This is a genomic window from Salinicola peritrichatus (assembly GCF_003206715.1).
GTDB lineage: Bacteria > Pseudomonadota > Gammaproteobacteria > Pseudomonadales > Halomonadaceae > Salinicola > Salinicola peritrichatus.
Genome location: NZ_PZJU01000019.1, coordinates 1 through 26,976 on the forward strand (window position 1 = coordinate 1; position 26,976 = coordinate 26,976).

Below are 26,976 nucleotides of genomic sequence, written 5' to 3' on the forward strand. Positions count from 1 at the left end.
AACGCCCCGGACTCCTTGAGTCCGGGGCGTTTTTCTTTGGCCGACGATAAATCCCGCTGCGGGCTGCGGGCTTTCGTCGTCCTGGTATCGATCCTGTTGATAGCGACTTTCGAACGCTTCGATTAGCAAGCTAATGTTTCAGACCTCACAATGTCATCAACGGTTGAGCCAAGAGGCCAACCATTCAAATGGATGATCATTGGAGGTACACCATGAAAACTCGCATTCTTGCTGCTATTGCCCTAGCTGTCGCTCTGCCCGCTGCCGCTCAGGCCAACAGCGTTACGGCCGAACAGATTTTCGCCCAGCAGCGTGAAGCGCTCAACACGCAGCCGACTTCCGAGTATCAAGTGCTGCCGACCCCATATCGTTTCAACACGGTCATTGGCGGTCATAGCGACGCGGCCGATCAGTCTCTGGCCTATGTCGCCGCCCACACGCAACGGGCTACCAACATCGCTGCCGGCAATAGCGACCTGATCGGGCAAGGGCAGAGCGTTGCCGCCGCTCGTGCACTGCAGCATGCCGGTGGAGTCAGCGATACCGGCCATGGCAACGTCGAAGTGGACTTCGCCAGCATCGACTGAAGCAGGCGATCGATCTAAAGTCCATTGAAATACGCGCGCCCGGGAAACCGGGTGCTTAAAACTTGGCAGGGACTGCCTCAGTCACCTCCAACTTCCCCGGCCATGCCCCCTTGGCCGGGGTTTTTTATGCCATCGGAACTCGGTTGTCCGCAGTGAGCCCGGGGTCACCACAAGGTGAGGCGTCAGGAACGGGCAGGAAGTCCATCGCGGGACCAAGACATCAGACGATTGCCTGCAGCGCCTGGATCAGGCTTTGCATCTCGTCATCGGTGCCGATCGAGATACGCAGAAAATCGCTGAGTCCATCTTTGTTGAAATGGCGCACCAGAATGCCGCACTCGCGCAGGCCGGTGAACAAAGCGGCGCCACTATGCAGCGGATGACGCACGAACAGGAAGTTGGTCTGCGACGGCAGAACTTCGAAAGCCAGCGCTTGAAGTTCCCGCCGCGTCCATTCCCGGGTCGCGATCACACGTTCGCAGCAGGCACGGAAGTGAACGTCGTCAGTGAGCGCGGCGATCGCCACCGTGCTGGCAAGCATGTCGATCGGATAGGAGTTGAACGAGTTCTTGACTCGCTCGAGCCCATCGATGAGTTCACGCGAGCCGATGGCATAGCCCAGGCGCAGGCCGGCGAGGCTGCGTGATTTCGAGAGCGTGCCGGTGACCAGCAGATTCGGATAGCGTTCGACCAGTGGCACGGCGCTCTCGCCACCGAAGTCGACATAGGCTTCGTCCACCAGCACCACGCTCTCGCTGATCCGCTCCAGCAGCCCGGCTATCGCGGCGCGGGAATGCCCATGACCGGTAGGGGCGTTGGGGTTGGCGAAGACCACGCCACCGTTGTCGCTATCGAAGGCGTTCAGGGCAATCTGCCAGCGATCGTCGAGTGCCACGGTGCGGTAGGCGATGTCATAGAGTTTGCAGTAGACCGGATAGAAGCTGTAGCTGATCGCCGGCATCAGTAGCGGCTTCGGCTGACAGAAAAATGCCTGAAAGGCCAGTGCCAGCACCTCGTCGGAGCCGTTGCCGACGAAGACCTGTTCGGGTTCGACGCCATGGGCTTTTGCCAGCGCTTGGCGCAACGCCAACGATTCGGGATCGGGATAGCGGCGCAGATGTTCGACCTCGAACTGCTGCAGGGCCCGCTCGACCATGGATGAGGGCGGATAGGGGTTCTCGTTGGTGTTGAGCTTGATCAACTTCTCGCGCGGCTGCTCACCTGGGACATAGGGAGTCAGGGCGCGAACGGCGGGGCTCCAGAATTGACTCATGATCTCTCGCGGGCGCGTACAGGGACTAAATAATGAGGTGCAAGGAGTCGCCATAGTGACTCGTGCGCGGCGGTGGTGCAAGCGCTTGACTTGGCCGCCGGCGAGGTCGGCTGGTCTTCTCACGGTCGCCTCTCGATCGCTACAATCCGCTATCGATAAGGGTTCCCATGGCCTACGCCAAGCTATCGTTACCGCTCAACGAGCCTGATCCGGGCACTCGCGACGGTGGTGCGCCGTGCTATCCACAATGATTGCGTGTGGTGAATGGGGTGCCACGCGGGGCACTAACCGCTATCCTGTATTCACGTGGCCGCCCAGGCGGCCTGTATGGCCCAGAAGTGTAAGGAGAAACAATATGCAAATCAGGACGTTGCTGGCCAGCGCCGCCACGGTAGCCGTATTGGCCGGTTGTGCCAGCGGTGGCTCTCAAACGCAGTCCGGCACGACCGACACCGCTGCCGGGGCCGAGAGCACGACGACCTACGAGGGCACCTTGCCATGTCGCAGCTGCGACGGCATCGACCTGACCGTCAACCTCAACGGTACCGAGTCCTCGCCGGCCGCCGAGCGTACTTTCACTCTCGAAGCCGATTATCGCAACCACCCGCAGAACCCCGATCCCGAGCAGTACGAAGGGCAATGGGAAGCGATGACCGGCACCGCCGTCGATCCGCAGGCCACGGTCTACGAATTGACGCCGGATAGCGAAGGCCAGATTTACTACTTCCAGAAGATCGACGATCGCACGCTCGAACTGATCGACCCGCAGCGCCGTCGTTTCGAGAACGGCGAAATGTTGCGCTTGACTCGTCAATAAGCGGCCCGGCGCATGCTGAAGGGCGGCCGCCGGCCGTCCTTCGTCGTTGATGGAACGCCAATGATGGCAACATAAACGACCCACAATCTTCCCGGCATGACGGAGATCCCTACGCGTGGCAAAAGCGAAGAGCGCCTTTGTCTGCACCGAGTGCGGTGCGGAATACAGCAAATGGCAGGGGCAGTGCAGCAATTGTCGGGAGTGGAACACGCTTACCGAGATCCGGCTCGGTAGCTCTCGACCTGGTGCCACCGCTGCGGGCAGTGCCAGCGCGCGCAATGGATACGCGGGGGCCCTGTCGCGGGAAGTGGTGGATCTCTCCGGTGTCGATCTGACCGAGGTCCCTCGCTTCAGCTCCACCTTCGAGGAGTTCGACCGCGTGCTCGGTGGCGGCTTGGTGCCCGGTTCCGCCGTGCTGCTGGGGGGGCATCCCGGCGCCGGCAAGTCGACCCTGCTGCTGCAGACCGCTTGTCGTCTTGCCCAGAGCAAGCGCGTGCTCTACGTTACCGGCGAGGAGTCGCTATCCCAGGTGGCGATGCGCGCTCACCGCCTGCAACTGCCGACGCAAGGACTCAAGATGCTGGCCGAGACCAGCATCGAGACCCTGCTCGCCGTGGCCGAGCGCGAGCGTCCCGAGGTGCTGATCATCGACTCGATTCAGACCATGCATCTCGAAGACATCGGCTCGGCCCCCGGCGGTGTCGCCCAGGTGCGCGAATCGGCGGCGGCGCTGACGCGCTTCGCCAAGCAGTCGAACACCGTGCTGCTGCTGGTGGGGCACGTGACCAAGGATGGCAGCCTGGCCGGCCCCAAGGTGCTCGAGCACATGATCGACGCCTCGCTCTTGCTCGAAGGCGGCAGCGACTCCCGCTTTCGCACCCTGCGTGGGCAGAAGAACCGCTTCGGCGCGGTCAACGAGCTGGGCGTGTTCGCGATGCTCGAACTCGGCCTCAAGGAGGTCAAGAACCCCAGCGCGATATTCCTCTCGCGCAGCGAGGAGCAGGCCGCCGGTAGCCTGGTGATGGTGGTATGGGAGGGCACCCGGCCGATCCTGGTCGAGGTGCAGGCGCTGCTCGACGAGTCGGCGCTGGGCAATCCGCGTCGCGTGGCGGTGGGGCTCGACCATAACCGACTGGCGATGCTGCTGGCCGTGTTGCACAAGCACGGCGGCCTGTTTACCGGCGATCAGGATGTCTTCCTCAACGTGGTCGGCGGGGTCAAGGTACTCGAGACGAGTGCCGATTTGGCGGTGCTGTTGGCGGTGGTGTCCAGCCTGCAGAATCGGCCGCTGCCGCGGGAGCTGGTGGTATTTGGCGAGGTGGGATTGTCCGGCGAGATTCGCCCCGTTCCCAGCGGCCAGGAACGCATCGTCGAGGCGGCCAAGCACGGCTTCACCCGCGCCATTGTCCCACGTGGCAACGCACCGAAGCAGGCGCCGGAAGGGATGCAGGTGGTGGCGGTCGACAAGCTGGCCGAGGCGCTGGAAGCGTTGTGAGCGTCGCACGCTGAGTCTCGGGGTATCGTCGGTTACACTGCCAGTGACAAGCACCATATCGCCAAGCACGCGTGACGAGGAGCCTGACCATGAGCGCCATTCGCCTGACACAGTATAGCCACGGGGCCGGTTGCGGCTGCAAGATCGCCCCCGACGTGCTCGACCGTATCCTCGCCAAGGCCGGACCGGGCGCCAAGAGCAAGCGCCTGATCGTGGGCAATCAGGGGCGCGAGGACGCGGCCGTCTATGACCTGGGAGACGGTCGAGGTTTGATCTCGACCACCGATTTCTTCATGCCGATCGTCGACGATCCGTTCGACTTCGGGCGCATCGCAGCGACCAATGCGATCAGCGACGTCTACGCCATGGGTGGCGAGCCGATCATGGCGCTGGGCATCCTCGGCTGGCCGCTCGACAAGCTTTCCGGCGAGGTTGCCGGCGACGTCGTCTCCGGGGCCCAGACCGTATGCCGGGAACTCGGCCTGGCATTGGCCGGCGGTCACTCCATCGATGCCCCGGAGCCGATCTTCGGCCTCGCGGTCAATGGCCTGGTCGATCTCGAACACCTCAAGCTCAATAGTGGTGCCAAGCCGGGCGATCTGCTCTATCTGACCAAGCCGCTCGGTATCGGCATGCTGACCACGGCGGAAAAGCAGGGGCGGCTGCAGGCCGGCCACCAGGGGCTGGCGCGGGAAACCATGCTGATCGCCAACGACATCGGGCAGGCGCTGGCCCGGATCGAAGGCGTTCACGCCATGACCGATGTCACCGGATTCGGTCTCGCCGGCCATCTGAGCGAAGTCTGCGCGGCCAGTGGCGTCGCAGCGCGGATCGATTTCGCCAAGCTGCCGCGGCTGGCCGAGGCCGAAGCCTACCGCCGTCAGGGCGCGGTGCCCGGCGGTACCGGGCGCAACCGTGAAGCGATCGGCGCGGCCTTGCCGGAGATGGACGCCGCGCACTGGCAGTGGCTGTGCGATCCGCAGACATCCGGTGGTCTGCTGGTCGCGGCCGATCCCGCCTGGGCCGACGACGTCGAGCGCGTCGGGCGTCAGTATCAGCTCGAGCTGGAAGCCTTCGGCGAGTGCGTCACTCCCCGCGGCGGCGATGCGCTGATCGAGGTGCGAGGTTGAAAGCGAGTGAGTTCATCGACGCGGATCTGTCGCTGCTCGAACGCCCGCTGATCGACGTGCGCGCACCGATCGAATTCGCCGCCGGCGCGCTACCCGGGGCGATCAATCTGCCACTGATGGACGACGCCGAGCGCCGCGAGGTGGGGATTCGCTACAAGCAGGCGGGACAGGCCGCGGCCGTCGAGCTGGGCCATCGTCTGGTCTCCGGAGAACGCCGCGAGCAGTGCATCTCCGCCTGGGAGGCGGCGATCGCGGCGGCACCCGAGAGCGTGCTCTATTGCTTCCGAGGCGGCATGCGCTCGCAGATCGCGCAACAGTGGCTGGCCGAACGTGGCCATCCGCTGCCGCGTATCCGTGGTGGCTGGAAGGCGATGCGTAACCTGCTGATCGCCATGCTCGAGGCCCGCCGCGAAGCGCCACTGCTGGTGGTGGCCGGGTTGACCGGGTGCGCCAAGACGGCACTGGTGCAGGCGCTCGACAGCGGGGTCGATCTCGAGGGACATGCCCGCCACAAGGGGTCCGCTTTCGGCCAGCACCCGCTGGCCGGACCTTCGCAGATCGATTTCGAGCATGGCCTGGCGCTGGATCTCGATCGCCTGCCGCTGGCGCGGGTGGTGGAGGACGAATCACAGCGCATCGGTCGCCTGGCGATTCCGGCAGTCTTCTGGCAGACGATGAAAGCCGCTCCCTGCATCCGAGTGGAGATGCCACTCGACTGGCGACTCGAACAGATCCGCAAGGACTATATCGAGGATCTGAGTGGCATCTATCATCGCGACTACGGGCCCGAACTGGGCGAGGTGCTATTTCGCAAGCAACTCTCCGGAGCATTGAAGCGGCTCGGCAAACGCCTGGGCGGCGAGCGCCTGGGGCGGCTTCTTGCCGCTCAGCAGCAGGCTTTCCAGGCTCAGCGTCACGGCAGAATCGAGGCACATGACGACTGGCTGGCACCGCTGCTCCAGGAGTACTACGACCCGATGTACCGCTACCAGATCGACAGCCAGCCGCGTACGACGCTGCACGTCGGTGACTGGGACAGTTGCCTCGCGGTGGCGCAGGAGTGGGAGCGTGAACGGCTGCATTAATCCCTGTCGAGCCATTGGGTCATCACCCGATCCAGCAACGCCGCCTGGCGGTCGAAGCGCTTCGGATCGGCGAAGATCTCGTCGCGGGACTGCGCCTGACGCTCCTGGGCGACGGCCAGATCGTGGTCGTACATCGCCTGGGCGCTCTGGGCAGTCACTTCGAGATGGCACTGCATGGCGAGCACGCGGCCGCGGTCCCAGGCGAAGCCCTGAATCGGGCTGGCCGGCGTATGGCCCAGCGGCAGACAGTCGTCCGGCAAACCGAAGATATCGCGATGCCAGAGCAGGGCCTCGAAGGTTTCCGGCAAATCGAATGGGCTCGCATCGTCCAGGGTGACGGTCTGCCAACCGAGCTCCGGCTGCACCGATGGCGAGACGATGGCACCGAGCGCTTCGGCGATCAGACCCGCGCCGTAGCCGATACCGAGTAGCGGCTTGTTGCTTTTGAGCGCACGATCGATGAGTTTGCGCTCACGCTTGAGCAGAGCAGTCTTGGGCGGCGCGAACGCGTCGAGCAGGACCAGCGCATCGCAGTTGTCCAGCGGTGGCGGCAGTTCGCCCTCATCGAGTCGGCAACGGTTGTAGCTATGGCCCATGCCCGTCAGCCAATCCGCGATGCGGGCCGGCCCCAATAACGGACTGTGCTGGATAAAATAGATATGCATGATAGGTCAACATGGGGGCGCCGGGGCGCCTCCACAAGCTCACGAGCCGTGCCCTCGGCCAAACGTTGTTGAAAAGGCGCTGAGCGCGAGATCGTGAGCGGACTCCAAGACCGGCGGCGGGTGGCGATGCGAACGGAAATCCTAGAGCAGATCTACACCATTGTGGCCCAGGTTCCGACGGGGCGCGTGACCACCTATGGCCGCATCGCCAATATGACCGAAGGCGCGACCGCGCGCATGGTCGGCAGCGCGATGCGCCAATTGCCCGAAGGGCACGATCTGCCGTGGCATCGCGTCATCAATGCCAGCCGACGCGTGGCCGAGCATGGTGGCGCCCGCCGTCAGCACGAGAAACTGCGTGGGGAAGGTGTCGTCTTCGATGCCCACGGCCGCGTGCCCACGCACCTGATATGGCCAGATTGACCGGAGAATCCATGGCTCAACCCACGGGTAGCTTCAACGCAAGACTACGCCGGCTCGATGCGCGCCAGCAGACCGCCTTCATGGCGGCATTGAGCGAGCGCCTGATACCCAACTACGCGCTCTACGCCAGCATGAGCGGCAGCGGCGACCCCAGCGTGCTCCATAACGTGCTCGATCTGGTGTGGGAGCGGCTCAGGGTCAAGTCGGCACGTATCGATTTCGACAAGCAGGCCGACAAGCTGGCGGCGGTCGAGCCACCGGAAGCCGACGATAGTTTCGGCGCGCGCCGCGCGACCGAGGCGGTAATGGCTTTGACGACACTGCTGGATACGCTACGCGGCGAGGCTCCCGAAGCGGTGCTGGATGTCAGTCAGCTATCGCGCAACGGGGTGCGTGCCTACATCGAAATGACCGAGGGTAGCGAGGATGCCGAACGTCTCGATGCGTTGTTCCGCGAGCACGAACTGATGCAGGATGAACGCGCCTTCCAGCAGGCAGTGCTCGAAGCGGTGGAGGATGATCCGAATCTCGAAAGCCTCTCGGATCTGCGACTGCTGGGACGCAACCAGGGAGTGAGCAACCTGGGGCTGAGTCTCGACTGAGAACCCGTTTACGATCTGCTGTGCGTCGGCCAAACGTCGTTGAGCCGGAGCGTAGCGGAGACAACAGCCGAAGGCTGGCCCGTAGGGTGAGCGAAGCGAGTCAAACGCTTTCGGAATGCTCATTTAGCCCCATGTAAACTCGTACGCGAGCCCGGTCCTTTCCTTAAGCGTTTTCGCCTAGTTTTGGTTCTAGCTCGCGAGATCGTAAACAGATTCTGAGACCGGTCCGAACCGGGTGTGGATAAAACGGCTACGCTGAAAGCCTATGGATAAAAAGGCGACAACGTTCAAGGAGGAACATCATGTATCACCGTTTGGCGATCGGCGGCATCGTGCTGGCGACATTGGCGCTTACGGGTTGCCAGAGTTTTCCGGGCTGGGATGGCGACGCGCTGCGTACCGAGCCGGTGGTCAAGACGGTGCACGAGCCCGGCTGCGAGGGTGATGATTGCGCCACTGTCACGGCCGACTATCTGCGCTTCCCCGCATCGCCCGCCCTCTCCGATCTGTTGCAGAAACGCTTGTTCTCGCTGGCCAGCGGTCTCAGCGACGAGCCCGACGGCGGCGAGTTGGGCCGGGCCGAGTCTTTCGATGAATTCGCCGACCAAGTGTTCGCAGCCGCACGGGAGGCGCGCCAGGAAGTGCCCGAGTTGCCCGGCTACCAGGCCGACCTCAAGGCTGAAGTGGTCTCCGATCACGATGATCTGCTGATACTCGAACTGGACGGCTACCTGTTCAGCGGTGGCGCCCATGGTCTGCCGCTGACCCAGTACCTGGTGATCGATCGCGACACCCGGCAGCCCGTCGGTTTGGACGAGATGCTGGTGCCCGGCCAGCGACCGACCTATGAAGCTGCGCTGAAGCGGGCACATCGACGTTGGCTCTCGAGCGATCAGGCCAGCGGTCTCTCGGTATCCCAGTGGCCGTTCGTGGTTTCCGACAATGCCGCGCCGCTCGAAGATGGCCTGTCGGTCAAGTATCAGGTCTACGATCTGGGGCCGTACGCCATCGGTCAGCCGACGCTAACGATTCCCTATGCCGAACTCGACGGGGTGTTGAAGCCGCGCTACCTGCCTTGAACCGGGCGGCTTCACAGCCGCATTTCGATGCCGTGTTCGGCCATGTAGCGCTTGGCATCGGGAATGGTGTATTCGCCGAAGTGGAAGATGCTGGCGGCAAGCACCGCATCGGCGCCGCCGTCCTTGACGCCGGCGACCAGGTGATCGAGATTGCCGACGCCGCCGGAGGCGATCACCGGCACTTCGACTGCGTCGCTGATCGCCCGGGTCACGCCGAGGTCGAAGCCAGCCTTGGTACCGTCGCGGTCCATGCTGGTCAACAGCAGCTCGCCGGCGCCGTAATCGACCATCTTGCGCGCCCACTCCACGGCGTCCAGGCCGGTGGGGCGACGCCCGCCGTGGGTGAAGATCTCCCAGCGCGGCAACTCGCCGTCAGCGCTGACCCGCTTGGCGTCGATCGCCACCACGATGCACTGGCTGCCGAAGCGCTCGGCCGCCTCGCGCACGAAATCCGGGTTGGTGACCGCGGCGGTGTTGATCGAGATCTTGTCCGCGCCGGCGTTGAGCATGGTGCGGATATCGTCGCAGCGGCGAATGCCGCCGCCCACGGTCAGCGGGATGAAGACCTCGCCGGCGATGCGCTCGACCATTTCCACCGTGGTGTCGCGGTCCTCATGACTGGCGGTGATGTCGAGGAAGGTGATCTCGTCGGCACCCTGCTGGTTGTAGCGCTTGGCGATCTCGACCGGGTCGCCGGCATCGCGGATACCGACGAAATTGACACCCTTGACCACGCGGCCGGCGTCGACATCGAGGCAGGGAATGATGCGTTTGGCCAGGCTCATGCGGACTCTCCCTTGGCGGCGTGAATCTTGTCGCTGAGCGCTTGCGCCTCGGCGAGATCGAGCGAGCCTTCGTAGATGGCGCGGCCGGTGATGGCGCCGATGATACCGCTATCGGCGACCCCGGCCAGCGCGCGGATGTCTTCGAGATCGGTTACGCCACCGGAGGCGATCACTGGCAGGCCGCCGTCGCGGGCGAGCGCGGCGGTCGCTTCGACATTGACGCCCTGCATCATGCCGTCGCGGGCGATGTCGGTGTAGACGATCGAGGAGACGCCGTCATCCAGGAAGCGCTTGGCCAGATCCACCGCCTTGAGCGTCGAGACCTCGGCCCAACCGTCGGTGGCGACGAAGCCGTCGCGGGCATCCAGGCCGACGATCACGTGCCCCGGAAACCGACGGCATGCCTCGCCGACGAAATCCGGCTGCTTGACCGCCTTGGTGCCGATGATCACGTAGCCGACCCCGGCTTCGAGATAGTGCTCGATGGTATCGAGGCTGCGGATACCGCCGCCGATCTGGATCGGCAGGTCGGGATAGGCACGGGCGATCGCGGTGACCGCCGTGCCATTGACCGGCTTGCCTTCGAAGGCGCCGTTGAGATCGACCAGGTGCAGCCGCCGCGCACCGGCCTCGACCCAGCGCGCGGCCATTGCCACCGGATCGTCGCCGTAGGCGGTGGCATCGTCCATGCGGCCCTGTTTCAGACGCACGCACTGGCCGTCCTTGAGATCGATGGCGGGAATTACCAGCATGTCGTCGAATCCTTTGCGGTCGTGTTGATACCGGAGCCTGTCAAGGCGCCCAGTTGACGAAGTTTTCCAGCAACTGCAGGCCGTCCCTGGCGCTCTTCTCGGGGTGGAACTGCACCGCGAACACGGTACCGCGCCCGGTGACCACATGGGCGTTGACCCCGGCGTAATCGGTGGTGCCGAAAATATCGGCATCCGCCGCGGCCTCGACATAATAGCTATGGACGAAATAGAAACGCGCGCCGTCCTCGATACCGTTCCACAGCGGGTGTTCGTGGTGCTGCACGACCCGGTTCCAGCCCATGTGCGGTACCTTGAGGCGTTCGCCATCGGGGCCGGTGAGGTGATGGCCGAAATGACGCACGCGGCCGGGCAGAAACCCGAGGCAGTCGATGCCGCCGTTCTCTTCGCTACGCTCGAACAGCATCTGCTGGCCGACGCAGATGCCGAGAAGCGGCTTGCCCTGCTCCTCGAGCAGATCCTTGACCAGGCCTTCGAGCTCGGTGCGCTGCAATTCGCCCATGCAGTCGCGGATCGCGCCCTGGCCGGGCAGGACCAGGCGCGAGGCGCCACGGATCGAGCGCGGATCGCGGGTCACCAACACGTTTTCGTGGGTCACGTGCTCGAGCGCTTTGGCCACGGAGTGCAGATTGCCCATCCCATAATCGATCACGGCGATCGTCATAGCACGTTCCTCGCTGGGTCGGTGGTGGCGGCGGACGGCCTCACAGGCTGCCCTTGGTCGACGGCATCTGGCCCGTCATGCGCGGATCTTCCTCGACGGCGGCGCGCAGGGCACGGCCGAAGGCCTTGAAGATGGTCTCCGCCTGGTGGTGGGCATTGAAACCCTTGAGATTGTCGATATGCAGGGTTACCTGGGCATGGTTGACGAACCCCTGGAAGAACTCCCGGAACAGTTGGGTATCCAGACGGCCGATGGTGGCGCGGGTGAACTCGACATCCATGAACAGCCCGGAACGGCCGGAGAAATCGATCACCACCCGGGACAGCGCTTCGTCCAGCGGAACATAGGCGTGGCCATAGCGGCGGATGCCGCGCTTGTCGCCGATCGCCTTGGCGAACGCCTGGCCGAGAGTGATGCCGAGATCCTCGACGGTGTGGTGCTCGTCGATTTCCAGGTCGCCCTTGGCGTCGATGGCGAGATCGAGCATGCCGTGGCGAGCCACCTGATCGAGCATGTGGTCGAGGAAGGGGACGCCGGTCTGGCACTCGAGACGGCCGCTGCCGTCCAGATTCACCGTCACCGTGATCTGCGTCTCGTTGGTTTGGCGTGACACCGTAGCGATGCGCTCGGACATGCGTTGGGAGTCTCCCGATACGATTGGCGAGGATCGGTCATTATAGAGAATCGCCCCCCGCATCCGCTACAATGCCGATGATTCCAGAGCGGCCTTGGCCGGGCCGCTCCGCCGACAAGGAGAAGCAGGGGGCATGCCGGAAGCCACGCAGACCATCGAACCGTTCGACTCATCCACGCCCGCCGTCCGGCGAGATCGAAAAACGCGCCCGACCGGCTTCGGCGAACGGGGAGACAGCGCATGAAGGGGTTGGTCAGAGCGCTGCTGGCGGCAATCGGTGTCCTGGGTATCCTGGTGGTAATCGCGGTCGTCTATATCACGACCTTTTTCGATCCCAACGATCTCAAGCCTCGCCTGATCGAAGCGGTCCGCGACCAGAGCGGGCTGGAGTTGCGCCTCGATGGGCCGCTGTCGTGGACCTTCTACCCGCGCATCGGCGTCAGCGTCGAGGATGCGGAGGCCTGGCTGGCCAAGCAGTCTCGTGACGATGAGCCTTTCGTCGCCTTCGACCGTGCCGAGGTCAGCGTGGCGTTCGCACCGCTGTTGAGCGGCGACGTGTCGGTCGACGGCCTGATTCTCGATGGCATGCGCCTCAACCTGGCCCGCGACGAGCAGGGTCAGGGTAACTGGCAGGTGCTGCTGGATCGCCTTGCCGAACGCGACGATCAGCGCCAGCAGGATGATGTCCAGGCGCCCGCCCCGGCGACTGCGGGACCAGGCCTCGACCCGGGCGAGAACCAGCCGGTGGCATTCGATATCGCCAATATCCAGGTCTCCAACAGTCAGGTGCGCTACGTCGATCGCCGTCAACCGCTCGATGTCACTCTGACCAATCTCGGATTCCAGAGCAGCAACGTCAGCCCGCAATCGGCGTTCCCGATCCAGCTCACGTTCGATGTCGACGGTGCCGAACCCAGACTCGACGGCAACGTGCAGTTGAAGAGCCAGATGCGCATGGATCTCGGCGCCGGGCGCTACACCTTCGAGAAGATGACGCTCAACGGCAAGGCCCAGGTTCCCGACCTGGCGGAGCAGGCGCAGAGCGCCAACCTCAAGATCGCCACGCTGGTGGCCGACACCCAGGCCAAGCAGTATCGCGCCGATGGTATCCAGCTCGACGCCTCGCTCTATCATCCGATCATGCAGGAGACCCCGCTGTCGCTGGCTCTGGAGCTCAACGCCGTGGCCGATCTGCAGGCGCAGACCGCCACGCTCAGCGATGTGGTATTGACGGGTGACGACGATCTCAACCTGACCGGCAACGCCGACATCACCCAACTCGACCGGACGCCCCGGTATCAGGGGCGCCTGGAACTGGCACCGCTACCGGTACGTGACTGGCTTGCGCGCTTCGGCAGCGAGCCCGATACCGCCGACGAGAGTGCGTTGACGGCGCTGTCGATGAGCGGGCCGTTCCAAGGCAATGCGCAGCGCATCGATTTCGACGACCTGCAACTGACTCTGGATCAGACCCACCTGCACGGATCGCTCGGCGCGGCCTTCGACGGCCAGGCGCTCGATTTCGACCTCGCCGGCGACCAGCTCGATCTGGACGCCTATCTGCCGCCGGCACAGGAGAGCGCCGAGGGTGCGGCCCAGGATGGCGACGATACGGCCTGGTTGCAGACCTTGGGTGTCGCGCCGGCGATGGCGGCCAGCGAGGCAGCCGAACTGCTGCCGGTGGCTTGGTTGAGCGGACTCGAGCAGGAAGGGCATCTGACTCTCGACGCGCTCAAGGCCAAGGGCGCCAACCTGAGCGATGTGGAACTGACCACCAGCGGCGGCAACGGACGTCAGCGCATCGACTCGCTCCGTGCCGCGCTCTACGGCGGTTCGCTGCAGGCCTCGAGCGCACTGGATCTACGTCAGACACCGATCCAGCTCGCATTCACCGAGCGCATGCAGGGTGTCGATATCGCGCCTCTCTACCAGGACGTCGGTGGCAAGCCGTCGCCCCTGCGCGGCACCCTGAATCTGCAGGGCGACTTCGACTCGCGCACCAATACGCTCGATGGGCTCAAGCAGAACCTCAACGGCCAGGCGGCGCTGCGGGTCGACGACGGCGCCATGCTCGACGTCAACGTCTCGCGCCAGCTGTGCACTGCGGTGGCGACGCTTGAAGGGCGTGAGTCGACTCGGGAGTGGAGCGACGACACTCCGTTCGACCGGCTGCAGGCCAGTGTCCTGGTCAACGACGGGGTCGCTCACAACGACGATCTCAACATCGCCATTCCCGGCATCGAAGTGACCGGAAAGGGTGAGGTCAATCTGGTCACCAACCGTCTCGACTACCGCGCCGCGGCGCGCTTCACGGATACCGCCGACAAGGCGGCCTGCGGCGTCAACCCGCGCCTGGCCCAGGTCGATTTCCCGATCCGCTGCCAGGGCAGCCTGAGCGATGCACCGGGGCAGTGGTGCGGCTTCGATCGCGATGCCTTCCAGAGTGCCCTGGGCGAGTTGGCCAAGGACGAAGCCAAACGCAAGGCCGGCGAGCGCGTCGACGAAGCGCTCGATGAACGGCTCGACAACGAAACCCGACAGAAGATCGACGAAAAACTGGGCGAAGGCGCTTCCGAGGAACTTCGCAACAAGATTCGAGGTCTATTTCAGTGAACCAAGCCAATAGCCAGTCTCTGCGCCGACGTTCTGTCGGCGCCTTTTTCGCGCTTTCCGCCGCGTCTTTCTTTATCGCTTCACGTTAAGAGGTGCCGCTTGGCTGAGATTTCCCTGTCGGCCGACGCCTTTCGGCAGCGCGTCTTTGACTGGTTCGACGCTCATGGCCGCAAGGCGCTGCCGTGGCAGTACGACAAGACGCCGTATCGGGTCTGGGTATCGGAAATCATGCTCCAGCAGACCCAAGTCACGACCGTGATCCCCTATTTCGAGCGGTTCATGGCGCGCTTTCCCGACGTCCGCTCGCTGGCGGCCGCGCCACAGGATGACGTTCTGCATCTATGGACGGGGCTGGGCTATTACGCGCGTGCGCGCAACCTGCACAAGGCCGCCAAGGTCATCGTCGATGAGCATGGTGGTGAACTCCCGACTCACGATCTCGAGGCGATGACCGCCTTGCCGGGGATCGGTCGCTCGACCGCCGGCGCGATCGTCAGCATCAGCACCGGACGGCGGGCGGCGGTTCTCGACGGTAACGTCAAACGGGTGCTGGCCCGGTTGCACGCTATCGACGGCTGGCCGGGCAGGAACGAGGTGCTGGCCCAACTGTGGACGCTGGCGGAACGCTACACGCCATCTCGCAGATTGCCGGAATACACCCAGGCGATGATGGATCTCGGCGCCATGATCTGCACCCGCGGCAAGCCGAGCTGCCTGCTGTGTCCGTTCGAGGATGTCTGCGTGGCGCATGCCCGCGGCGAGGAGCGCCGCCACCCTGGTGCCAAGCCCAAGCGCGAATTGCCGACGCGGCAGACACAGATGTTACTGTTGCAGGATGACGCGGGCCGGGTGTTGCTCGAACAGCGTCCACCCAGCGGTCTCTGGGGCGGATTGTGGGGCTTCCCCCAGTTCGAGGACGACGAGGCGCTCCAGGCATGGCTCGAACGCCACTGCCGAGGCGTACACCTTGCGCGGGCATGGCAGCCGTTCACGCACACCTTCACTCACTTCCGGCTGGAGATCACCCCGCGTCCGGCACAGCTGCCGGCCGACATGGCGGCCACCAGCGTCGCCGAAGCCAAGCACCAATGGGTCGATCCCGCCGAACCGCTCGGCGTCGGACTGGCGGCACCGGTCAAGACACTACTCGCCAAACTGGCACAGACGCACACGCTCACCGACTGAAGGAGGTTTTCCATGGCGCAGACGGTTTTCTGCCGCAAGTATCAGCAAGAGCTCGAGGCGCTGCCTTTTCCGCCGCTGCCCGGGGCCAAGGGCCGGGAGATCCAGCAGAGCGTCTCCAAGCGCGCCTGGGAAGAGTGGCAAGCGCTGCAGACCCGGCTGATCAACGAGAAGCATCTCAACATGCTGGACCCCCAGGCACGCGAATACCTGATGGCCCAGATGGAGAAGTTCTTCGACAACCGGGAGACCGACCAGGCCGAGGGATACGTACCACCCAGCCAGTGATCTCCATTGCCATCATGCGGGACTCATCTTTTTGAAATAAAAAGGCTTGACCCCAAAACGGCATGCTGGTTTAATGCGTCCCCGTTGACGAGGGCCAGATAGCTCAGTCGGTAGAGCAGGGGATTGAAAATCCCCGTGTCGGCGGTTCGATTCCGTCTCTGGCCACCATCATCTGCTGGGGTATCGCCAAGTGGTAAGGCACCGGTTTTTGGTATCGGCATTCCCAGGTTCGAATCCTGGTACCCCAGCCATCGTCAACTCTCCTCTAGGTGTCGACTTCGCCGGCATAGCTCAGTTGGTAGAGCAACTGACTTGTAATCAGTCACGACACCAAGACAAGTATCTCGATAGTACGCTGGTATAGCTCAGACGGTAGAGCAGCTGACTTGTAATCAGCAGGTCCCGGGTTCGACTCCTGGTGCCAGCACCACCTAGAAGTTTCTCTTCTAGGTCTGACCGTCCCCGCACTCTCCTTCATCATGTTCTTATGCCTCTTTTGCACTCGCTCCATTCACAGGCTGGACGAGGTGCGGGTAAATGCGTGTTCTTGCTACGGTTTGTTCCAAAGGCGGCGTCGGTAAGACCACCGTCACTGCCAATCTAGGCGGCCTGTTGGCCGATGCCGGGTTCCGGGTACTGCTCATAGACCTGGACTCCCAACCAACCCTCTCTTCCTACTACGACATCACGGATACGGCACCGGGTGGGGCCTACGAGCTGCTTGCCACCGACCTGGTGGATCTCGATCAGATCATCTCGCATACCGCGATTCCCAACCTCGACATCATTGTATCGAACGACCACCAGAGTCAGTTGCAACAATTGCTGCTCAATGCCCCCAATGGTCGCTTCCGTCTCATAGGGCTCCTGGAGCGGTTCGCCGAGCGCTATGACACCATCCTGATCGATACCCAGGGAGCGCGTTCCGTTGTCCTCGAGATGGCTGTCATGGCCGCCCACCAAATCGTTTCTCCCATCGTTCCTGAGCTACTGACGGCCCGTGAATTCGTTCGCGGCACGCAGGGATTGATGGAAGAGCTGCGCGAACTGTCGCAATACACTCGCTTTGATGTCCCGCCCCTGGCGGTTTTGCTCAACAAGATGTCAGACCAGCTTCGCGACGCCAGAGAGATCGCCGGCAGCATCCGCAGTATGTTCGCCGAGGGTAATGACGCCGGGATTCGTGTCCTCGATGCGACGCTGGTCAACCTGTCGGCGTATCGCACCGCTGCCCTGAAAAGTCTCCCTGTTCACCGGGTCGAACCCACCAAGCCCTATCGACGCAAATCCCCCGCTTGCGCAGAGCAGGTCAAGGCTGTTGCCGCCGAGCTCTACCCGGAGTGGGCTGAGGCCATCCAGGCTGTAGGTGCCACATCCAGCAAAAAAGCGGGGGTGGGTCATGTCCATTGACACCCTCACGGCTGCCCAGTCCACCGCATTGATGGGCCTGGTGCCACCTCACAACATAGAAGCCGAGCAGTCGGTGCTGGGCTCCCTGATGCTCGACAACGATCGCTTCGACGAGATTGTCGAGATCCTCTCCGTCGATTCGTTCTATGGCATGGCGCACCGTCGTGTGTTTGCGGCCATGCACTCACTTGCCCAGGAGAATCAACCGCTCGACGTGGTGACGCTCTCCGAACACCTGGAGCAGGATGGCCAGCTTGAGTCCGTGGGTGGCCTGGCCTTTCTGGCCGAGCTGGCTCGCAACACGCCCTCGGCGACCAATATCGTCGCCTATGCCGGTATCGTGCGGGAGCACGAACTGCGACGGCAGCTTGCCAAGATGGGCAGCACCCTCAGCCAGTCAGCGACCGAGGGCAAGCTGCCCAGCAAGCGCTTGATCGAAGACAGCGAGCGCCGTCTATTCGAGCTGGCCGAAGATCGCCAGCAGAAGACCTTTAATTTGCGCTCAGCGATCTCGGGAGCCGTCGATACCATCGATCGCGCCTTCAATGCCAAGGATGGCATTACCGGCACCCCGACCGGCTTCAAGGATCTGGACGAACTGACTGGCGGTCTGCAGAACAGTGACCTGATCGTCATCGCCGGTCGCCCCTCCATGGGCAAGACCACCCTCGGCCTCAATCTGGTCGAGAACGCCCTGGTGCAGACGGAAGGGCGCACGGAGCTGGCCACCGCGCCGGCCTTCGTGTTTTCCCTGGAGATGCCCGAAGACCAGTTGATGCTAAGACTACTGGCCAGCCAGGGGCGGCTGAACCTGCGCGGTCTGCGCACCGGCAAGCTGGAAGACCATGAGTGGGACAAACTGACGCTGGCCACCAACAAGATGCTGTCGTTCGAAAACCGCCTGGTGATCGATGACCAGTCAGGCTTGACCGCGACCGCACTAAAATCCCGTGCTCGCCGGCTGATGCGGCGTCACGGCAAGCCGTTACTGATCCTCGTCGACTATCTCCAGCTCCTGGAAGAACCCGGCAGCGAAAACCGTACCAACGAGATTTCCAAGGTGTCGCGCATCCTCAAGGCGACGGCCAAGGATCTCGATTGCCCGGTCGTCGCGCTTTCGCAACTCAATCGTGGTCTGGAAACGCGTCCCAATAAACGGCCAGTGATGGCCGATCTACGCGACTCCGGTGCCATCGAGCAGGATGCCGATGTCATCGCCTTCGTCTATCGCGATGAGGTCTATCACCCCGACAACCCCGATAACCCCGATAACCATGGCCTCGCCGAGTTGATTATCGGCAAGCAGCGCAATGGCCCCCTGGGCACCGTCCACCTGGCCTTTCTCGGTGAAAGTACGCGCTTCGAATCCCTGGCGTGGAAGCAAGTACAGGAGGGTTTGTCATGAGCAAAGAATCTCGCAAGGAGACCTCATCGCTACTCAGCGAACCTATCCGTGCCCGCCTTGAGAAGCACGCTTCTGAAGAGGCAGCCGTTGAGCAGCGTCTCAGCGCCTTGGATCAGTGCGGCCCTGATGCCCTGAAGCGGCTGGCTGAGGTGGCCGAGGGCTATAGCGGTCAAAGTCACCACTGTCGCCGGATCTTGCTCGCACTCTACAACGGCCCCCAGTGGCCGCTCGAACTAACCCGCCTACGATGCCTGGACCGTGACCTGCAGCGTGCAGCCCTCATCCTCATCGAGTGGTCCGCCTACTCCGGCCGTGAGTTGCACGAGTATCTGGAGAACGGTGACCGCTTGATGAAGCGCTTTTGGGAGACCGAGTCCTGTCAGGGAGGTGAGTCATGAGTTTCATCACCACGCATTCCGGCCTTTCTGTCCACATGGCCAGCCCAACGCCTCAGATGATCGATCCCTCCGACATCGGTCGTTCTCTGAGTCGTATCTGTCGCTTCGGAGGCCATACCCGGCAGCATTACAGCGTGGCGCAGCACTGTGTGCTCGCCAGTCAATTCGTGCCGGTGGAGCATCAACTGACGGCACTCATGCACGATGCGACCGAAGCGTATGTCGGCGATATGGTCTCGCCCCTGAAAGCCATGATCCCAGCCTTCAAAGGTGTCGAGGACCGCTTCTGGACGGCCATTGCGACACGTTTTGGCCTGCCCAGTGCCATGGATCCGTGCATCAAGAATATCGACCTGATATTGCTGGCAACCGAGCGGCGCGACCTGCTTTGTGAAGGGGAGGCATGGGATTGCCTGGAGGGGGTGGTGCCGTTGCCCATCCACATCCAGCCGTGGCCGATGGATCACGCCTACCAGCAGTGGATGGCGCGTTTCAATGAACTCTCCTCGCGTCGCCAGGCCGACATGGCGGCAAGGAGGATGGCGTCATGACACTGGCAACCGACATTCAATCGTTGGATCTCCAACTGATAAGGAAGAAAGCCGAGCTGGCGTCTCTGACGCAAGAGTGCCGCCAGATCCGGCAGGAGCGAGACCGGCTGCTGCGAGCGATCGAGGGGCAATTGGACCTGTTTCGTCAGGAGATCACCGCTAGCGATCGACGGCTCGGGGAGGTGCGCCATGGCTAACTCACTCCCCGTTCGCGGCTCGAACAAGTCCATGAAGCGACTGATGCGCTTCGCCGTGCATCACGGTTGGGACGTCGAGCGGACCCGAGGCGGTCATCTGCGGTTTCTCAAGGAAGGCTGCCCGCCGGTGTTCACCGGCTACTCACCCAGCGATGCCAGAGCCGAGAAGAACATGCTGGCTAGGCTTCGCCGGATCCAGAAACAGCACCCGGAGGAACAAGGACATGAATAACGTCGATACCGCCATAGAGCAGGAAATCCGGACTTTGCTGGACGCCTATGAGCACCAGCCGAAACTGCGCTCGGATATTCGAAAAGTATTGCTGGCCCATGAGAGCGGCCAGGAGATGCAACGACTTCTTGATAACTATGCGAGACGCAAGGCCGCTCATGAATTGCTGGAGTCGTTGTTCGAGGGACCAACCCCGAGAGGGCGCATCCTCCTGGAGAATTGGTTCGTCCGCGTGATGAATCGCCGAGATGTGCCACATACCCGTGCGAACGAGGCGCTCCTGGGGAGCGCCTACGAAAATTTCGAAGATGTTTTGTCTGTTCTGGGCATCACTAGAGACGATTATCAAGCCGCCTTAAATAAACAATCACCGAATGAGAACTCAGACCAGAAGGGGAGAATGTAAGCTCATGATGAACATCCGCTACTTCGAATTCTCCCCATTTCTCATATGGGATATCACTGTACAAGGAAATTTTTTCTCCCTTCCTAGGCACATGTTGCGGCAGTTGAAACTGCCCCTTGCCAAGGTTGCTACTTGCAGGCAGTTCCAAGCGATGTTTGGAGCCATCGTCAGCAAGTTCATACAAGCTAATACTAACTTCCCTACTGGTTGTCATGTCGGGCCTCCTGTGGCCTGTGGGTTGGAGATTGCTCGTGCGGAGCCTTTTCAACCTACCACGGGATGCGCCCGGCACCCTTTCCAGAACGATGCGACGGGAGGTGCTCAATGACTTCCGACCGCATCCTTCGCAAGATCGAGCGCTGCCTGGCGCTGTCACGCTCGGCCAATGAGCATGAGGCCGGTACGGCGCTGCGCCAGGCGCAGCATCTCATGAACGAGCATGGCATCAGCGAGATCGATGTTGCCGCGTCGTCCATCGGGCGTGCCACAGCACAATCCGAATCGGGGCGAAAACCGCCCAAGTGGCTGGATCGGCTGGCGTCCCTTGTCAACGCCGCGTTCGGCACGTTGGCTGTCTACGAGGCCAGGCCGACTTTCACGGGATGGCAGGGGTTTTATGCCTTCCTGGGGGAGGAAAGCCATGCCCGCATTGCGGCTTACGCCTTTGAGGTTCTGCAACGCCAGCTTGTCGCTGATCGGCGTGCCTTCCTGTCGGGCATGAGCAAGCGTGCCAAGCGGATCACCAAGATTCGACGTTCCGATGCCTTCGCCACGGCTTGGGTATTGGGAGCCTACGAGCACATCGTGCCGGTCGAGTTGGCAGCCGATACCGTTGCCGCGATCGATCACTACAAGCAGCGCTACTACACCACGCTCAAGGAACTGAAAGCCATCGATCGGGGCCACCAGGCAGCGGACCGCAAGGCCATGTCGAGGGGCTTCGAAGCCGGGCGTCAGGCTCGACTGCACACGGGTGTTGCACAGGACGAACGGAGGGCTTTGTCCCATGGGTAAGATTCTCAACTTCCCCTATCGAGAGGCGACGATGATGGGTGTCGAGCGCTACCTGGAATCCCGTGAGTGTTTGGTGCTGGGCGCAATGGACCCTTTCGCAGACTGGTCTCGCGCACTCGATGAATGGTTCGAACTGCATCCCCAGGCGTGTTCGGCTCGCCATAGTTCGATCCGATCCTCACTCGCCGATACCTGGCTGATCTTTCACATGGCTTGCGACAAGGTGAGCCGGTTCGAGATGCAACCACAGCACAGCTTGCGATGGATGCAGTTGCAGTATCACCAACTCAGTGATTTCGAGTTGTTGGTGATCGTAAGCGACAACTTATCGGATCTGCGTCGCAGTATCACGGATCTGTACCAACAATACCCACCCGCGACTCGCAAAGATTTGAATCTCTTCAGCTTGATTCAGGGCATTGACCGTCTGAATCAGCAGTTGGATCGCCTGTTTACCCGTGATGCGCTTTCATCACGGCAGCCGGAGCTTTGATCATGAGCAAGACCACAGTGACCCCAGACGAGATCACGGCAAAACTCAAACAGCCGGGACCAAAGCTGAACTCGAAGCCCACTGATCGGTTGCCGGCACCGTCCATGGAAATGTCGATGACCTTAACGCTGGAGCAGTTGCGGCCCTACGACCGCAACCCCCGGACCCAGCGCAATCCGGCCTATGACGACATCAAGGCATCGATCCAGGCCGTGGGTCTCAAGCAGAAACTGACCGTCACCCAGCGCCCCGGTGACGACAAGTTTATGATCTCCGATGGCGGCAATACACGCCTGTCCATCCTCAACGAGCTCTACCGGGAGACGGGTGACGAGCGTTATTTCCGGCAGGACTGCCATTACATCCCGTGGCAGGGCGAGATCAATGTACTCGCCGGTCACCTGGCCGAGAACGACAACCGGGGCCAACTCTCCTGGATCGAGCGAGCGCGGGGTATCTTCGAAGCCAAGCGGATGATCGAAGAAATGGATGGTCGTATCTCCCAGAACAAGCTAGCTGATCGTCTTAGAGAACTTGGGTATGCGGTCGACAAAAGCCACGTGAGTCGAATGCTCTATACCATCGAGCATTTTCTGCCCACGATCCCCATGACGCTGGAGGCGGGAATGGGCCGGCCACAGATCGTCAAACTTATCTCCTACCGCCAATTCTGCGAAGAGTGCTGGGGCCGCTGCCGGGACTTCTGGCAACGCCATCAGGACGACCCCGGCGAGGGTCAACCATGGCTGGACAATGTGCTGCACGGGGACTTTGCCCAGGCATGGCATGACGAGATGTCACAACTCGATCACGAAGGGCAAACCGAGTTTGCCTGGAACCTGGTCGAAGACCGGTTGAAGGGCATGCTCCATGAGCAGACCGGTCTTCATTACAATCCTCTCGACATGTCCTGGAAAAATTGGTTCACCGTGCGCAAGCACGGCCACTCGGCCAGCGAGGAAGACAAGGCCGATATCTGGACCACTGTCGATGCCGAGCTCGAGCGTCTCCGTAATCCCCAAGCTCGCCATCTCTATCCCCCGGTGCCGGAGAAGCCCAAACCGAGCACGGCGCCGCCCCCGCCTGCCGGGAACGCGCCGGTGCTCCCGCCTCTGGATGCTGACGACAGCCATGACGATGACGAGTTCGGGTTTCCGAGCTTCGACGATGGCCAGACCGACTTTTCAACAGTCGACACGACTCCTACACCTGATAGCCGTCCGGCTGTGCCCAGGGCGGGGGGCGTCGATGAACCGCTCGAAATCAAGAAAATGCGGGCGCGTATGGCGGAGCTGGAAACCCGCAATGCCGAATTGGAAGAGCAAGCGACACGAGCCCAGAGTAGTCAGGATGTTGATGGTGAGGGTGGAGGTTTGCTCGATGTCGATGGCTTGATGCGTGAGCACAACCCACAACCGGAGCGATCGCCGGAAGAACAGGCGACGCTGATCGACGATCTAACGCTGGATCCCTACAACGAATCGGAGGGTCATCGCCAACTGCGCCACATGATGGCGAAAGAACATGGCGAGGAGGCAATCGATTTCGAAGCCGCTGCGCTCAAGAGCGTGCCGCTGCAGTCGGGTGGCCCCGTGGCACCGATCACCGACTTGTGGAGTGTGCCGACCTGGCGGCGTAGTCCACGGGATCTGCGCGTCCAGATTGGCGAGATGATCAAGGCGCTAGGCGAATGGGCCGGTATCGAGGTAAGCGGTGCGAATGCCGAGGCCCCCTTGCATCTCAACGCCAGCCAGGGGTTGGGCTTTGAGGTCAATCCATTGTCGGGGGACGCCTCGGTTCGGGCACAGCGGATCTGGCAACTGCTGGCCGGACTGCAAGGGACATTCGATCCCCAAATGACAGCGGAAATTTCATTACTGGGCGAGCTGGTCGGAAGCCATGGCGATGACATGGAAACTCGTCTACCTGACGGGCTCTTGATTCGGGTCTGGTGGCTGATCCGACTGATCCGGGTGTTGCGGGAGACATCCGAGAACGCAGGGGAAAACGCATCATGATGACACCACAATTCAATCATGCACTTTTCAACCAAGCGCTGATTCTGATTCGCGAGCGGGATATGCGTCGTGCGCGGGCGCTAGGGTTCAATGATCAGGAGCTACAGCAACTCAGCCGGTTGCAGGCGAGTCAGATCGAAGCCTTGATTCATGAGTTCCCCGCTGTGGCCCGCTTTGAACTGGATCACCAGGCCCTCGAAGCGGCATTGAGACGTATCGATCGCGATCATGATCGAGATACTCAAGTCGATCAATGCATCATCCTGGGTGCCAGCGTCCAGATGCTATCCACTTTCTTTGGGATGACGCCGAATGATTGCTCAACGCGTCGGGTATTACTTGGCGTACCCAGTCGTCAGGGAAGACTGCCGATGCCCGAGGAAGCCGTGGAACACGATGCCTGGAATCGATGGCAAACAATCAGTCGCGATCCTTCAAGCGTGGATGCCGTTGAAGATCTACGCGGCATGATTGTGTTGGCCGAAGAAACGGATTTGCCGCTGGCCGTGATCTGGGCCTTGATCAAGCAGTGGACCACGCCTGAGCAGGCACGACAGGACAGCCTGCCTGCAGAGGAGCACGATGGTGTGATGCGAGCGGGAGTTGCCTGATGAAGCACTACCAGGCGCTCATCGGACGTGCCGCCTCCTCAATGACCCAGCGCCGTGGTGATGCCACGGCATCTGACGTGGAAGGGCTCGACGGCCTGTTGTTCATGGGCAATCCCCATGAGACCGTGCCGCGAGCACTGCTTCTCGATAGTCGGCTGGGTGCCGTCGATGTTCTCGGATGGCAGATCATCCGGCTACTGTCCAACAGCGATCGCACCACCGCCTTTCCCACCTACGACGAGCTCGAGCCACTACTGCGATCCGGTGCCAACCGGAAGGCATCGCGCAAGACGGTGGCGCGCGTCATTGCGATTCTCCGATTGACTCGTTGGATGACGCTCGGCATGAAGGCCCGGAACACCGACAACGGTCGGATGATCGGCAATGTCTATGTGCTGCATGACGAGCCCCTGGCCGCCGGTGAATCCTTGGCGTTGGATCCTGGCTATCTGGAGTACGTCATCCAGTGCTCACACCATGGCAACCAGGCCGTGGCGGCGGTCGCCGAATGTGTCAAACAGGAGTTGGCCGACAGCGGGGTATTGGATACACCGACTCGGCTGGCCTGGCTCGATCGGCGTGCAAAGCAGCAAATCGATACCGAGTTTCCAGAGGAAACTCTGTCCCCAGAAGCCCAGTTCCCTATGGAAACTCAGTCGAATTCACCCAGTTTCCAGCGGAATCTCAGTGAGTTTCCGAGCGAGACGTGCCCCAGTTCCCAGCGGAAACTCATTCGAAATTCAATGGGTTATGACGCAGTTTCCGATGCTTCGCGCGGTACTACAGTACGGGGTAATACAAATTCTGTTTGTAATACTACGGCGCGCGAGGAACCCCAGGCGTCGCTGGTGTGGTCATGGCCACTCGAACTGTCCGGTGATCAACGCGAAGCCGTGTCGCTCATGTTGACCGGACTGCCAAACGATGTCCGGCAAGCCGTGGTCGACGAGGCCGCCGGTCGCCTCGATGCCGGGAAGGTGAAATCTCCCATGGCGTTTTTGCACACGCTGGCCAAACGGGCGGCGAGCGGAGAGTTCCAACTGACCCAGTTTGGTCAATCCGTCGCGGACAAGCGGCGCGGTAGTGCGCCTCCCAAGCCTCGTCCCATGCAGAACCGCGTGGTGCCGTTGGAAACACCGCAGCCCCTGTCCGACGAAACCGAAGCGAAGCGCCAAGCCATGCTGGCACGGCTAGGGATCCGAAGAAACCCGACGAATTCCGTTTAACGTTTTCCCTATGGTGTAGACCCAGTATTCGTCAAGGATGAAGCCCCATCCAGTGCATTGACCGAGGTAAGGATTCATGGCCAGCACCGAGCCCCGTGTAGGGCAGCTACGGAGCAAGATCGAGATGACCCTGCATACCTATCCATCGGTGCTGCTATGGCATGGTCGGGGTGTCGAAAGCGGTAAGACCCAGATCATCGGGCTTAAGCAGTACCTGCTGTGGTGTGGGCGGATCCATATTGCCGCTGGCAAGGATGATCCGTATGCCGATGACTGGCTGCTACGCCTGGAACAGAAGCTCGGCGAGACCAAGCAGGCGCTGGACCAGGTGCGACAGCGCGTCGATAACATCCTGTGGAAGCCATTCCGGAGGGCTTGGACGTCAGTCGTAACTTGAGCCAACAGCCGTACGTGACCCCGGTTTTCACGGGCGGGCAGTTTGGTTGGAAGGCCGTCATGCTGCTGATGGATTACGACGGAATTGTCAGAGACGTGTTGCTGGCACATCACATCGGACTCCTCGGCAACAACCAACGGCAGCAGATGATCCGCGTGCAGGGCGGCCACGCCATGCGCTCCCTGTGCAACTTCCCGGTGAAGTTTCCAGGGTTCAGTGGTGCGACGAGAGACGACTTCGCGGCGAACAATGCCAAGGCACGGGCGGCGCGAGAGAAATTTGGTGAGTTGCCCCAGGACATTCTAGAAGGTACGCGTCGAAGCGAGTTTGCCCCAGCCATTCATCGGGATGGGGATCAAAGCGAGCCGATGGGACTACTTGGGGATGCCTCGGACGAGGATGTGGAGGTAACACCGGCCCAACCTCAATCGGACGAATCTTCACGCTGAAGTGTTGCCACTGGCAACACGTCAGAACGATGGGCCAGGTGTTGCCACTGGCAACACGTCAGAACGATGTAACTCCC

30 protein-coding genes, 3 tRNA genes and 1 pseudogene are annotated in these 26,976 nt (G+C 61.9%); 28 read left to right on the plus strand and 6 right to left on the minus strand.

Annotation, left to right across the window (positions count from 1 at the left end; all coding sequences use genetic code 11):
* Positions 1-212: 212 nt before the first annotated feature.
* Entirely contained in the window at positions 213-587 is a 375-nt protein-coding gene (locus DOM57_RS08030) for a hypothetical protein (RefSeq protein ID WP_110648710.1), read from the plus strand.
* Positions 588-807: 220 nt separating this feature from the next.
* On the opposite strand, the gene hisC is transcribed toward DOM57_RS08030, so the two are convergent.
* Positions 808-1,860 (minus strand): histidinol-phosphate transaminase, encoded by a 1,053-nt coding sequence (gene hisC / locus DOM57_RS08035; RefSeq protein WP_110648711.1) that lies wholly within the window; start codon positions 1,858-1,860, stop codon positions 808-810.
* A gap of 355 nt (positions 1,861-2,215) precedes the next feature.
* Between hisC and DOM57_RS08040 the strand changes: the two genes are divergently transcribed.
* From DOM57_RS08040 to mnmH, 4 genes are all read left to right on the plus strand, one after another.
* Positions 2,216-2,677, plus strand: coding sequence for a copper resistance protein NlpE N-terminal domain-containing protein (locus DOM57_RS08040; RefSeq protein ID WP_110648712.1), 462 nt, complete (start codon positions 2,216-2,218; stop codon positions 2,675-2,677).
* A gap of 115 nt (positions 2,678-2,792) precedes the next feature.
* Positions 2,793-4,172: a DNA repair protein RadA gene (gene radA / locus DOM57_RS08045; protein ID WP_110648713.1), complete on the plus strand. Its 1,380-nt coding sequence runs from the start codon at positions 2,793-2,795 to the stop codon at positions 4,170-4,172.
* 89 nt (positions 4,173-4,261) lie between these two features.
* A complete protein-coding gene (selD, locus tag DOM57_RS08050) occupies positions 4,262-5,302 on the plus strand; it encodes a selenide, water dikinase SelD (RefSeq protein ID WP_110648714.1) in 1,041 nt (346 codons plus the stop codon).
* The gene (gene mnmH, locus DOM57_RS08055; RefSeq protein ID WP_110648715.1) at positions 5,299-6,387 is read left to right on the plus strand and encodes a tRNA 2-selenouridine(34) synthase MnmH; all 1,089 of its coding nucleotides are present in this window, start codon (positions 5,299-5,301) and stop codon (positions 6,385-6,387) included. Before selD ends, mnmH begins: the two co-directional genes overlap by 4 nt.
* On the opposite strand, the gene DOM57_RS08060 is transcribed toward mnmH, so the two are convergent.
* The gene (locus tag DOM57_RS08060) at positions 6,384-7,052 is read right to left on the minus strand and encodes a type 1 glutamine amidotransferase (protein WP_110648716.1); all 669 of its coding nucleotides are present in this window, start codon (positions 7,050-7,052) and stop codon (positions 6,384-6,386) included. The genes mnmH and DOM57_RS08060 overlap by 4 nt on opposite strands.
* 126 nt (positions 7,053-7,178) lie before the next feature.
* Here DOM57_RS08060 and DOM57_RS08065 point away from each other — a divergent pair, with 126 nt between their 5' ends.
* The 3 genes from DOM57_RS08065 to DOM57_RS08075 all read left to right on the plus strand — a co-directional run bounded on the left by DOM57_RS08065 (position 7,179) and on the right by DOM57_RS08075 (position 9,156).
* A complete protein-coding gene (locus DOM57_RS08065) occupies positions 7,179-7,475 on the plus strand; it encodes an MGMT family protein (protein WP_110648717.1) in 297 nt (98 codons plus the stop codon).
* Between the two features lie 11 nt (positions 7,476-7,486).
* Complete coding sequence (locus tag DOM57_RS08070) at positions 7,487-8,077, plus strand: YjaG family protein (RefSeq protein WP_110648718.1); 591 nt, start codon at positions 7,487-7,489, stop codon at positions 8,075-8,077.
* A 302-nt stretch (positions 8,078-8,379) separates the two neighbouring features.
* On the plus strand, positions 8,380-9,156 hold the full coding sequence (locus DOM57_RS08075) for an RsiV family protein (RefSeq protein WP_110648719.1): 777 nt from the start codon (positions 8,380-8,382) through the stop codon (positions 9,154-9,156).
* An 11-nt stretch (positions 9,157-9,167) separates the two neighbouring features.
* On the opposite strand, the gene hisF is transcribed toward DOM57_RS08075, so the two are convergent.
* From hisF to hisB, 4 genes are read right to left on the minus strand one after another with little or no spacing between them, the layout of a single operon-like run.
* Positions 9,168-9,941 carry an imidazole glycerol phosphate synthase subunit HisF gene (gene hisF, locus DOM57_RS08080; RefSeq protein WP_110648720.1) on the minus strand — a complete coding sequence of 258 codons (774 nt, stop codon included), beginning with the start codon at positions 9,939-9,941 and terminating at the stop codon, positions 9,168-9,170.
* Complete coding sequence (gene hisA, locus DOM57_RS08085; protein WP_110648721.1) at positions 9,938-10,693, minus strand: 1-(5-phosphoribosyl)-5-[(5-phosphoribosylamino)methylideneamino]imidazole-4-carboxamide isomerase; 756 nt, start codon at positions 10,691-10,693, stop codon at positions 9,938-9,940. The genes hisF and hisA overlap by 4 nt, the downstream gene beginning before the upstream one ends.
* A gap of 40 nt (positions 10,694-10,733) precedes the next feature.
* Complete coding sequence (hisH, locus tag DOM57_RS08090) at positions 10,734-11,375, minus strand: imidazole glycerol phosphate synthase subunit HisH (protein ID WP_110648722.1); 642 nt, start codon at positions 11,373-11,375, stop codon at positions 10,734-10,736.
* Between the two features lie 40 nt (positions 11,376-11,415).
* Positions 11,416-12,009 carry an imidazoleglycerol-phosphate dehydratase HisB gene (hisB, locus tag DOM57_RS08095; RefSeq protein WP_110648723.1) on the minus strand — a complete coding sequence of 198 codons (594 nt, stop codon included), beginning with the start codon at positions 12,007-12,009 and terminating at the stop codon, positions 11,416-11,418.
* A gap of 240 nt (positions 12,010-12,249) precedes the next feature.
* Here hisB and DOM57_RS08100 point away from each other — a divergent pair, with 240 nt between their 5' ends.
* The 20 genes and pseudogenes from DOM57_RS08100 to DOM57_RS22535 all read left to right on the plus strand — a co-directional run bounded on the left by DOM57_RS08100 (position 12,250) and on the right by DOM57_RS22535 (position 26,899).
* Positions 12,250-14,622, plus strand: coding sequence for an AsmA family protein (locus tag DOM57_RS08100; RefSeq protein WP_110648724.1), 2,373 nt, complete (start codon positions 12,250-12,252; stop codon positions 14,620-14,622).
* A 99-nt stretch (positions 14,623-14,721) separates the two neighbouring features.
* The gene (mutY, locus tag DOM57_RS08105; RefSeq protein WP_110648725.1) at positions 14,722-15,807 is read left to right on the plus strand and encodes an A/G-specific adenine glycosylase; all 1,086 of its coding nucleotides are present in this window, start codon (positions 14,722-14,724) and stop codon (positions 15,805-15,807) included.
* A gap of 12 nt (positions 15,808-15,819) precedes the next feature.
* Complete coding sequence (locus tag DOM57_RS08110; protein WP_110648726.1) at positions 15,820-16,092, plus strand: oxidative damage protection protein; 273 nt, start codon at positions 15,820-15,822, stop codon at positions 16,090-16,092.
* A gap of 92 nt (positions 16,093-16,184) precedes the next feature.
* A tRNA-Phe gene (locus DOM57_RS08115) sits at positions 16,185-16,260 on the plus strand.
* Between the two features lie 8 nt (positions 16,261-16,268).
* Positions 16,269-16,343 (plus strand) — tRNA-Gln (locus DOM57_RS08120).
* Between the two features lie 103 nt (positions 16,344-16,446).
* Positions 16,447-16,522, plus strand: a tRNA-Thr gene (locus tag DOM57_RS08125).
* A 107-nt stretch (positions 16,523-16,629) separates the two neighbouring features.
* Entirely contained in the window at positions 16,630-17,502 is an 873-nt protein-coding gene (locus DOM57_RS08130; protein ID WP_110648727.1) for a ParA family protein, read from the plus strand.
* Positions 17,492-18,907 (plus strand): replicative DNA helicase, encoded by a 1,416-nt coding sequence (dnaB, locus tag DOM57_RS08135; RefSeq protein ID WP_110648728.1) that lies wholly within the window; start codon positions 17,492-17,494, stop codon positions 18,905-18,907. Before DOM57_RS08130 ends, dnaB begins: the two co-directional genes overlap by 11 nt.
* Complete coding sequence (locus DOM57_RS08140; RefSeq protein ID WP_110648729.1) at positions 18,904-19,305, plus strand: DUF7673 family protein; 402 nt, start codon at positions 18,904-18,906, stop codon at positions 19,303-19,305. Before dnaB ends, DOM57_RS08140 begins: the two co-directional genes overlap by 4 nt.
* The gene (locus DOM57_RS08145; protein WP_110648730.1) at positions 19,302-19,856 is read left to right on the plus strand and encodes a phosphohydrolase; all 555 of its coding nucleotides are present in this window, start codon (positions 19,302-19,304) and stop codon (positions 19,854-19,856) included. The genes DOM57_RS08140 and DOM57_RS08145 overlap by 4 nt, the downstream gene beginning before the upstream one ends.
* Positions 19,853-20,053 (plus strand): hypothetical protein, encoded by a 201-nt coding sequence (locus DOM57_RS08150; RefSeq protein ID WP_110648731.1) that lies wholly within the window; start codon positions 19,853-19,855, stop codon positions 20,051-20,053. The genes DOM57_RS08145 and DOM57_RS08150 overlap by 4 nt, the downstream gene beginning before the upstream one ends.
* On the plus strand, positions 20,046-20,285 hold the full coding sequence (locus tag DOM57_RS08155) for a hypothetical protein (protein WP_110648732.1): 240 nt from the start codon (positions 20,046-20,048) through the stop codon (positions 20,283-20,285). The genes DOM57_RS08150 and DOM57_RS08155 overlap by 8 nt, the downstream gene beginning before the upstream one ends.
* Entirely contained in the window at positions 20,278-20,691 is a 414-nt protein-coding gene (locus tag DOM57_RS08160) for a hypothetical protein (RefSeq protein ID WP_110648733.1), read from the plus strand. Before DOM57_RS08155 ends, DOM57_RS08160 begins: the two co-directional genes overlap by 8 nt.
* 324 nt (positions 20,692-21,015) lie before the next feature.
* Positions 21,016-21,573: pseudogene (locus DOM57_RS08165) on the plus strand (DUF2786 domain-containing protein); the annotation flags it as partial.
* 124 nt (positions 21,574-21,697) lie between these two features.
* A complete protein-coding gene (locus DOM57_RS08170; protein WP_110648735.1) occupies positions 21,698-22,198 on the plus strand; it encodes a hypothetical protein in 501 nt (166 codons plus the stop codon).
* A gap of 2 nt (positions 22,199-22,200) precedes the next feature.
* Positions 22,201-24,216: a ParB family protein gene (locus DOM57_RS08175; RefSeq protein ID WP_110648736.1), complete on the plus strand. Its 2,016-nt coding sequence runs from the start codon at positions 22,201-22,203 to the stop codon at positions 24,214-24,216.
* The gene (locus tag DOM57_RS08180) at positions 24,213-24,827 is read left to right on the plus strand and encodes a DUF2857 domain-containing protein (protein WP_110648737.1); all 615 of its coding nucleotides are present in this window, start codon (positions 24,213-24,215) and stop codon (positions 24,825-24,827) included. The genes DOM57_RS08175 and DOM57_RS08180 overlap by 4 nt, the downstream gene beginning before the upstream one ends.
* Complete coding sequence (locus DOM57_RS08185; protein WP_110648738.1) at positions 24,827-26,053, plus strand: STY4528 family pathogenicity island replication protein; 1,227 nt, start codon at positions 24,827-24,829, stop codon at positions 26,051-26,053. The genes DOM57_RS08180 and DOM57_RS08185 overlap by 1 nt, the downstream gene beginning before the upstream one ends.
* Positions 26,054-26,129: 76 nt before the next feature.
* Positions 26,130-26,450, plus strand: coding sequence for an AcaB family transcriptional regulator (locus DOM57_RS22530; RefSeq protein WP_110648837.1), 321 nt, complete (start codon positions 26,130-26,132; stop codon positions 26,448-26,450).
* Positions 26,451-26,464: 14 nt separating this feature from the next.
* On the plus strand, positions 26,465-26,899 hold the full coding sequence (locus DOM57_RS22535; RefSeq protein ID WP_275425965.1) for an AcaB family transcriptional regulator: 435 nt from the start codon (positions 26,465-26,467) through the stop codon (positions 26,897-26,899).
* The last annotated feature ends 77 nt before the right edge of the window (positions 26,900-26,976 follow it).

Excerpts from the sequence above, each read along its gene's own strand:
- DOM57_RS08030 (WP_110648710.1), top strand. The coding sequence starts at position 213 with ATGAAAACTCGCATTCTTGCTGCTATTGCCCTAGCTGTCGCTCTGCCC.
- hisC (WP_110648711.1), bottom strand. The coding sequence starts at position 1,860 with ATGAGTCAATTCTGGAGCCCCGCCGTTCGCGCCCTGACTCCCTATGTC.
- DOM57_RS08040 (WP_110648712.1), top strand. The coding sequence starts at position 2,216 with ATGCAAATCAGGACGTTGCTGGCCAGCGCCGCCACGGTAGCCGTATTG.
- selD (WP_110648714.1), top strand. The coding sequence starts at position 4,262 with ATGAGCGCCATTCGCCTGACACAGTATAGCCACGGGGCCGGTTGCGGC.
- DOM57_RS08060 (WP_110648716.1), bottom strand. The coding sequence starts at position 7,052 with ATGCATATCTATTTTATCCAGCACAGTCCGTTATTGGGGCCGGCCCGC.
- DOM57_RS08065 (WP_110648717.1), top strand. The coding sequence starts at position 7,179 with ATGCGAACGGAAATCCTAGAGCAGATCTACACCATTGTGGCCCAGGTT.
- DOM57_RS08070 (WP_110648718.1), top strand. The coding sequence starts at position 7,487 with ATGGCTCAACCCACGGGTAGCTTCAACGCAAGACTACGCCGGCTCGAT.
- DOM57_RS08075 (WP_110648719.1), top strand. The coding sequence starts at position 8,380 with ATGTATCACCGTTTGGCGATCGGCGGCATCGTGCTGGCGACATTGGCG.
- hisF (WP_110648720.1), bottom strand. The coding sequence starts at position 9,941 with ATGAGCCTGGCCAAACGCATCATTCCCTGCCTCGATGTCGACGCCGGC.
- hisA (WP_110648721.1), bottom strand. The coding sequence starts at position 10,693 with ATGCTGGTAATTCCCGCCATCGATCTCAAGGACGGCCAGTGCGTGCGT.
- hisH (WP_110648722.1), bottom strand. The coding sequence starts at position 11,375 with ATGACGATCGCCGTGATCGATTATGGGATGGGCAATCTGCACTCCGTG.
- hisB (WP_110648723.1), bottom strand. The coding sequence starts at position 12,009 with ATGTCCGAGCGCATCGCTACGGTGTCACGCCAAACCAACGAGACGCAG.
- DOM57_RS08100 (WP_110648724.1), top strand. The coding sequence starts at position 12,250 with ATGAAGGGGTTGGTCAGAGCGCTGCTGGCGGCAATCGGTGTCCTGGGT.
- DOM57_RS08110 (WP_110648726.1), top strand. The coding sequence starts at position 15,820 with ATGGCGCAGACGGTTTTCTGCCGCAAGTATCAGCAAGAGCTCGAGGCG.
- DOM57_RS08130 (WP_110648727.1), top strand. The coding sequence starts at position 16,630 with ATGCGTGTTCTTGCTACGGTTTGTTCCAAAGGCGGCGTCGGTAAGACC.
- dnaB (WP_110648728.1), top strand. The coding sequence starts at position 17,492 with ATGTCCATTGACACCCTCACGGCTGCCCAGTCCACCGCATTGATGGGC.
- DOM57_RS08140 (WP_110648729.1), top strand. The coding sequence starts at position 18,904 with ATGAGCAAAGAATCTCGCAAGGAGACCTCATCGCTACTCAGCGAACCT.
- DOM57_RS08145 (WP_110648730.1), top strand. The coding sequence starts at position 19,302 with ATGAGTTTCATCACCACGCATTCCGGCCTTTCTGTCCACATGGCCAGC.
- DOM57_RS08150 (WP_110648731.1), top strand. The coding sequence starts at position 19,853 with ATGACACTGGCAACCGACATTCAATCGTTGGATCTCCAACTGATAAGG.
- DOM57_RS08155 (WP_110648732.1), top strand. The coding sequence starts at position 20,046 with ATGGCTAACTCACTCCCCGTTCGCGGCTCGAACAAGTCCATGAAGCGA.
- DOM57_RS08160 (WP_110648733.1), top strand. The coding sequence starts at position 20,278 with ATGAATAACGTCGATACCGCCATAGAGCAGGAAATCCGGACTTTGCTG.
- DOM57_RS08170 (WP_110648735.1), top strand. The coding sequence starts at position 21,698 with ATGGGTAAGATTCTCAACTTCCCCTATCGAGAGGCGACGATGATGGGT.
- DOM57_RS08175 (WP_110648736.1), top strand. The coding sequence starts at position 22,201 with ATGAGCAAGACCACAGTGACCCCAGACGAGATCACGGCAAAACTCAAA.
- DOM57_RS08180 (WP_110648737.1), top strand. The coding sequence starts at position 24,213 with ATGATGACACCACAATTCAATCATGCACTTTTCAACCAAGCGCTGATT.
- DOM57_RS08185 (WP_110648738.1), top strand. The coding sequence starts at position 24,827 with ATGAAGCACTACCAGGCGCTCATCGGACGTGCCGCCTCCTCAATGACC.
- DOM57_RS22530 (WP_110648837.1), top strand. The coding sequence starts at position 26,130 with ATGGCCAGCACCGAGCCCCGTGTAGGGCAGCTACGGAGCAAGATCGAG.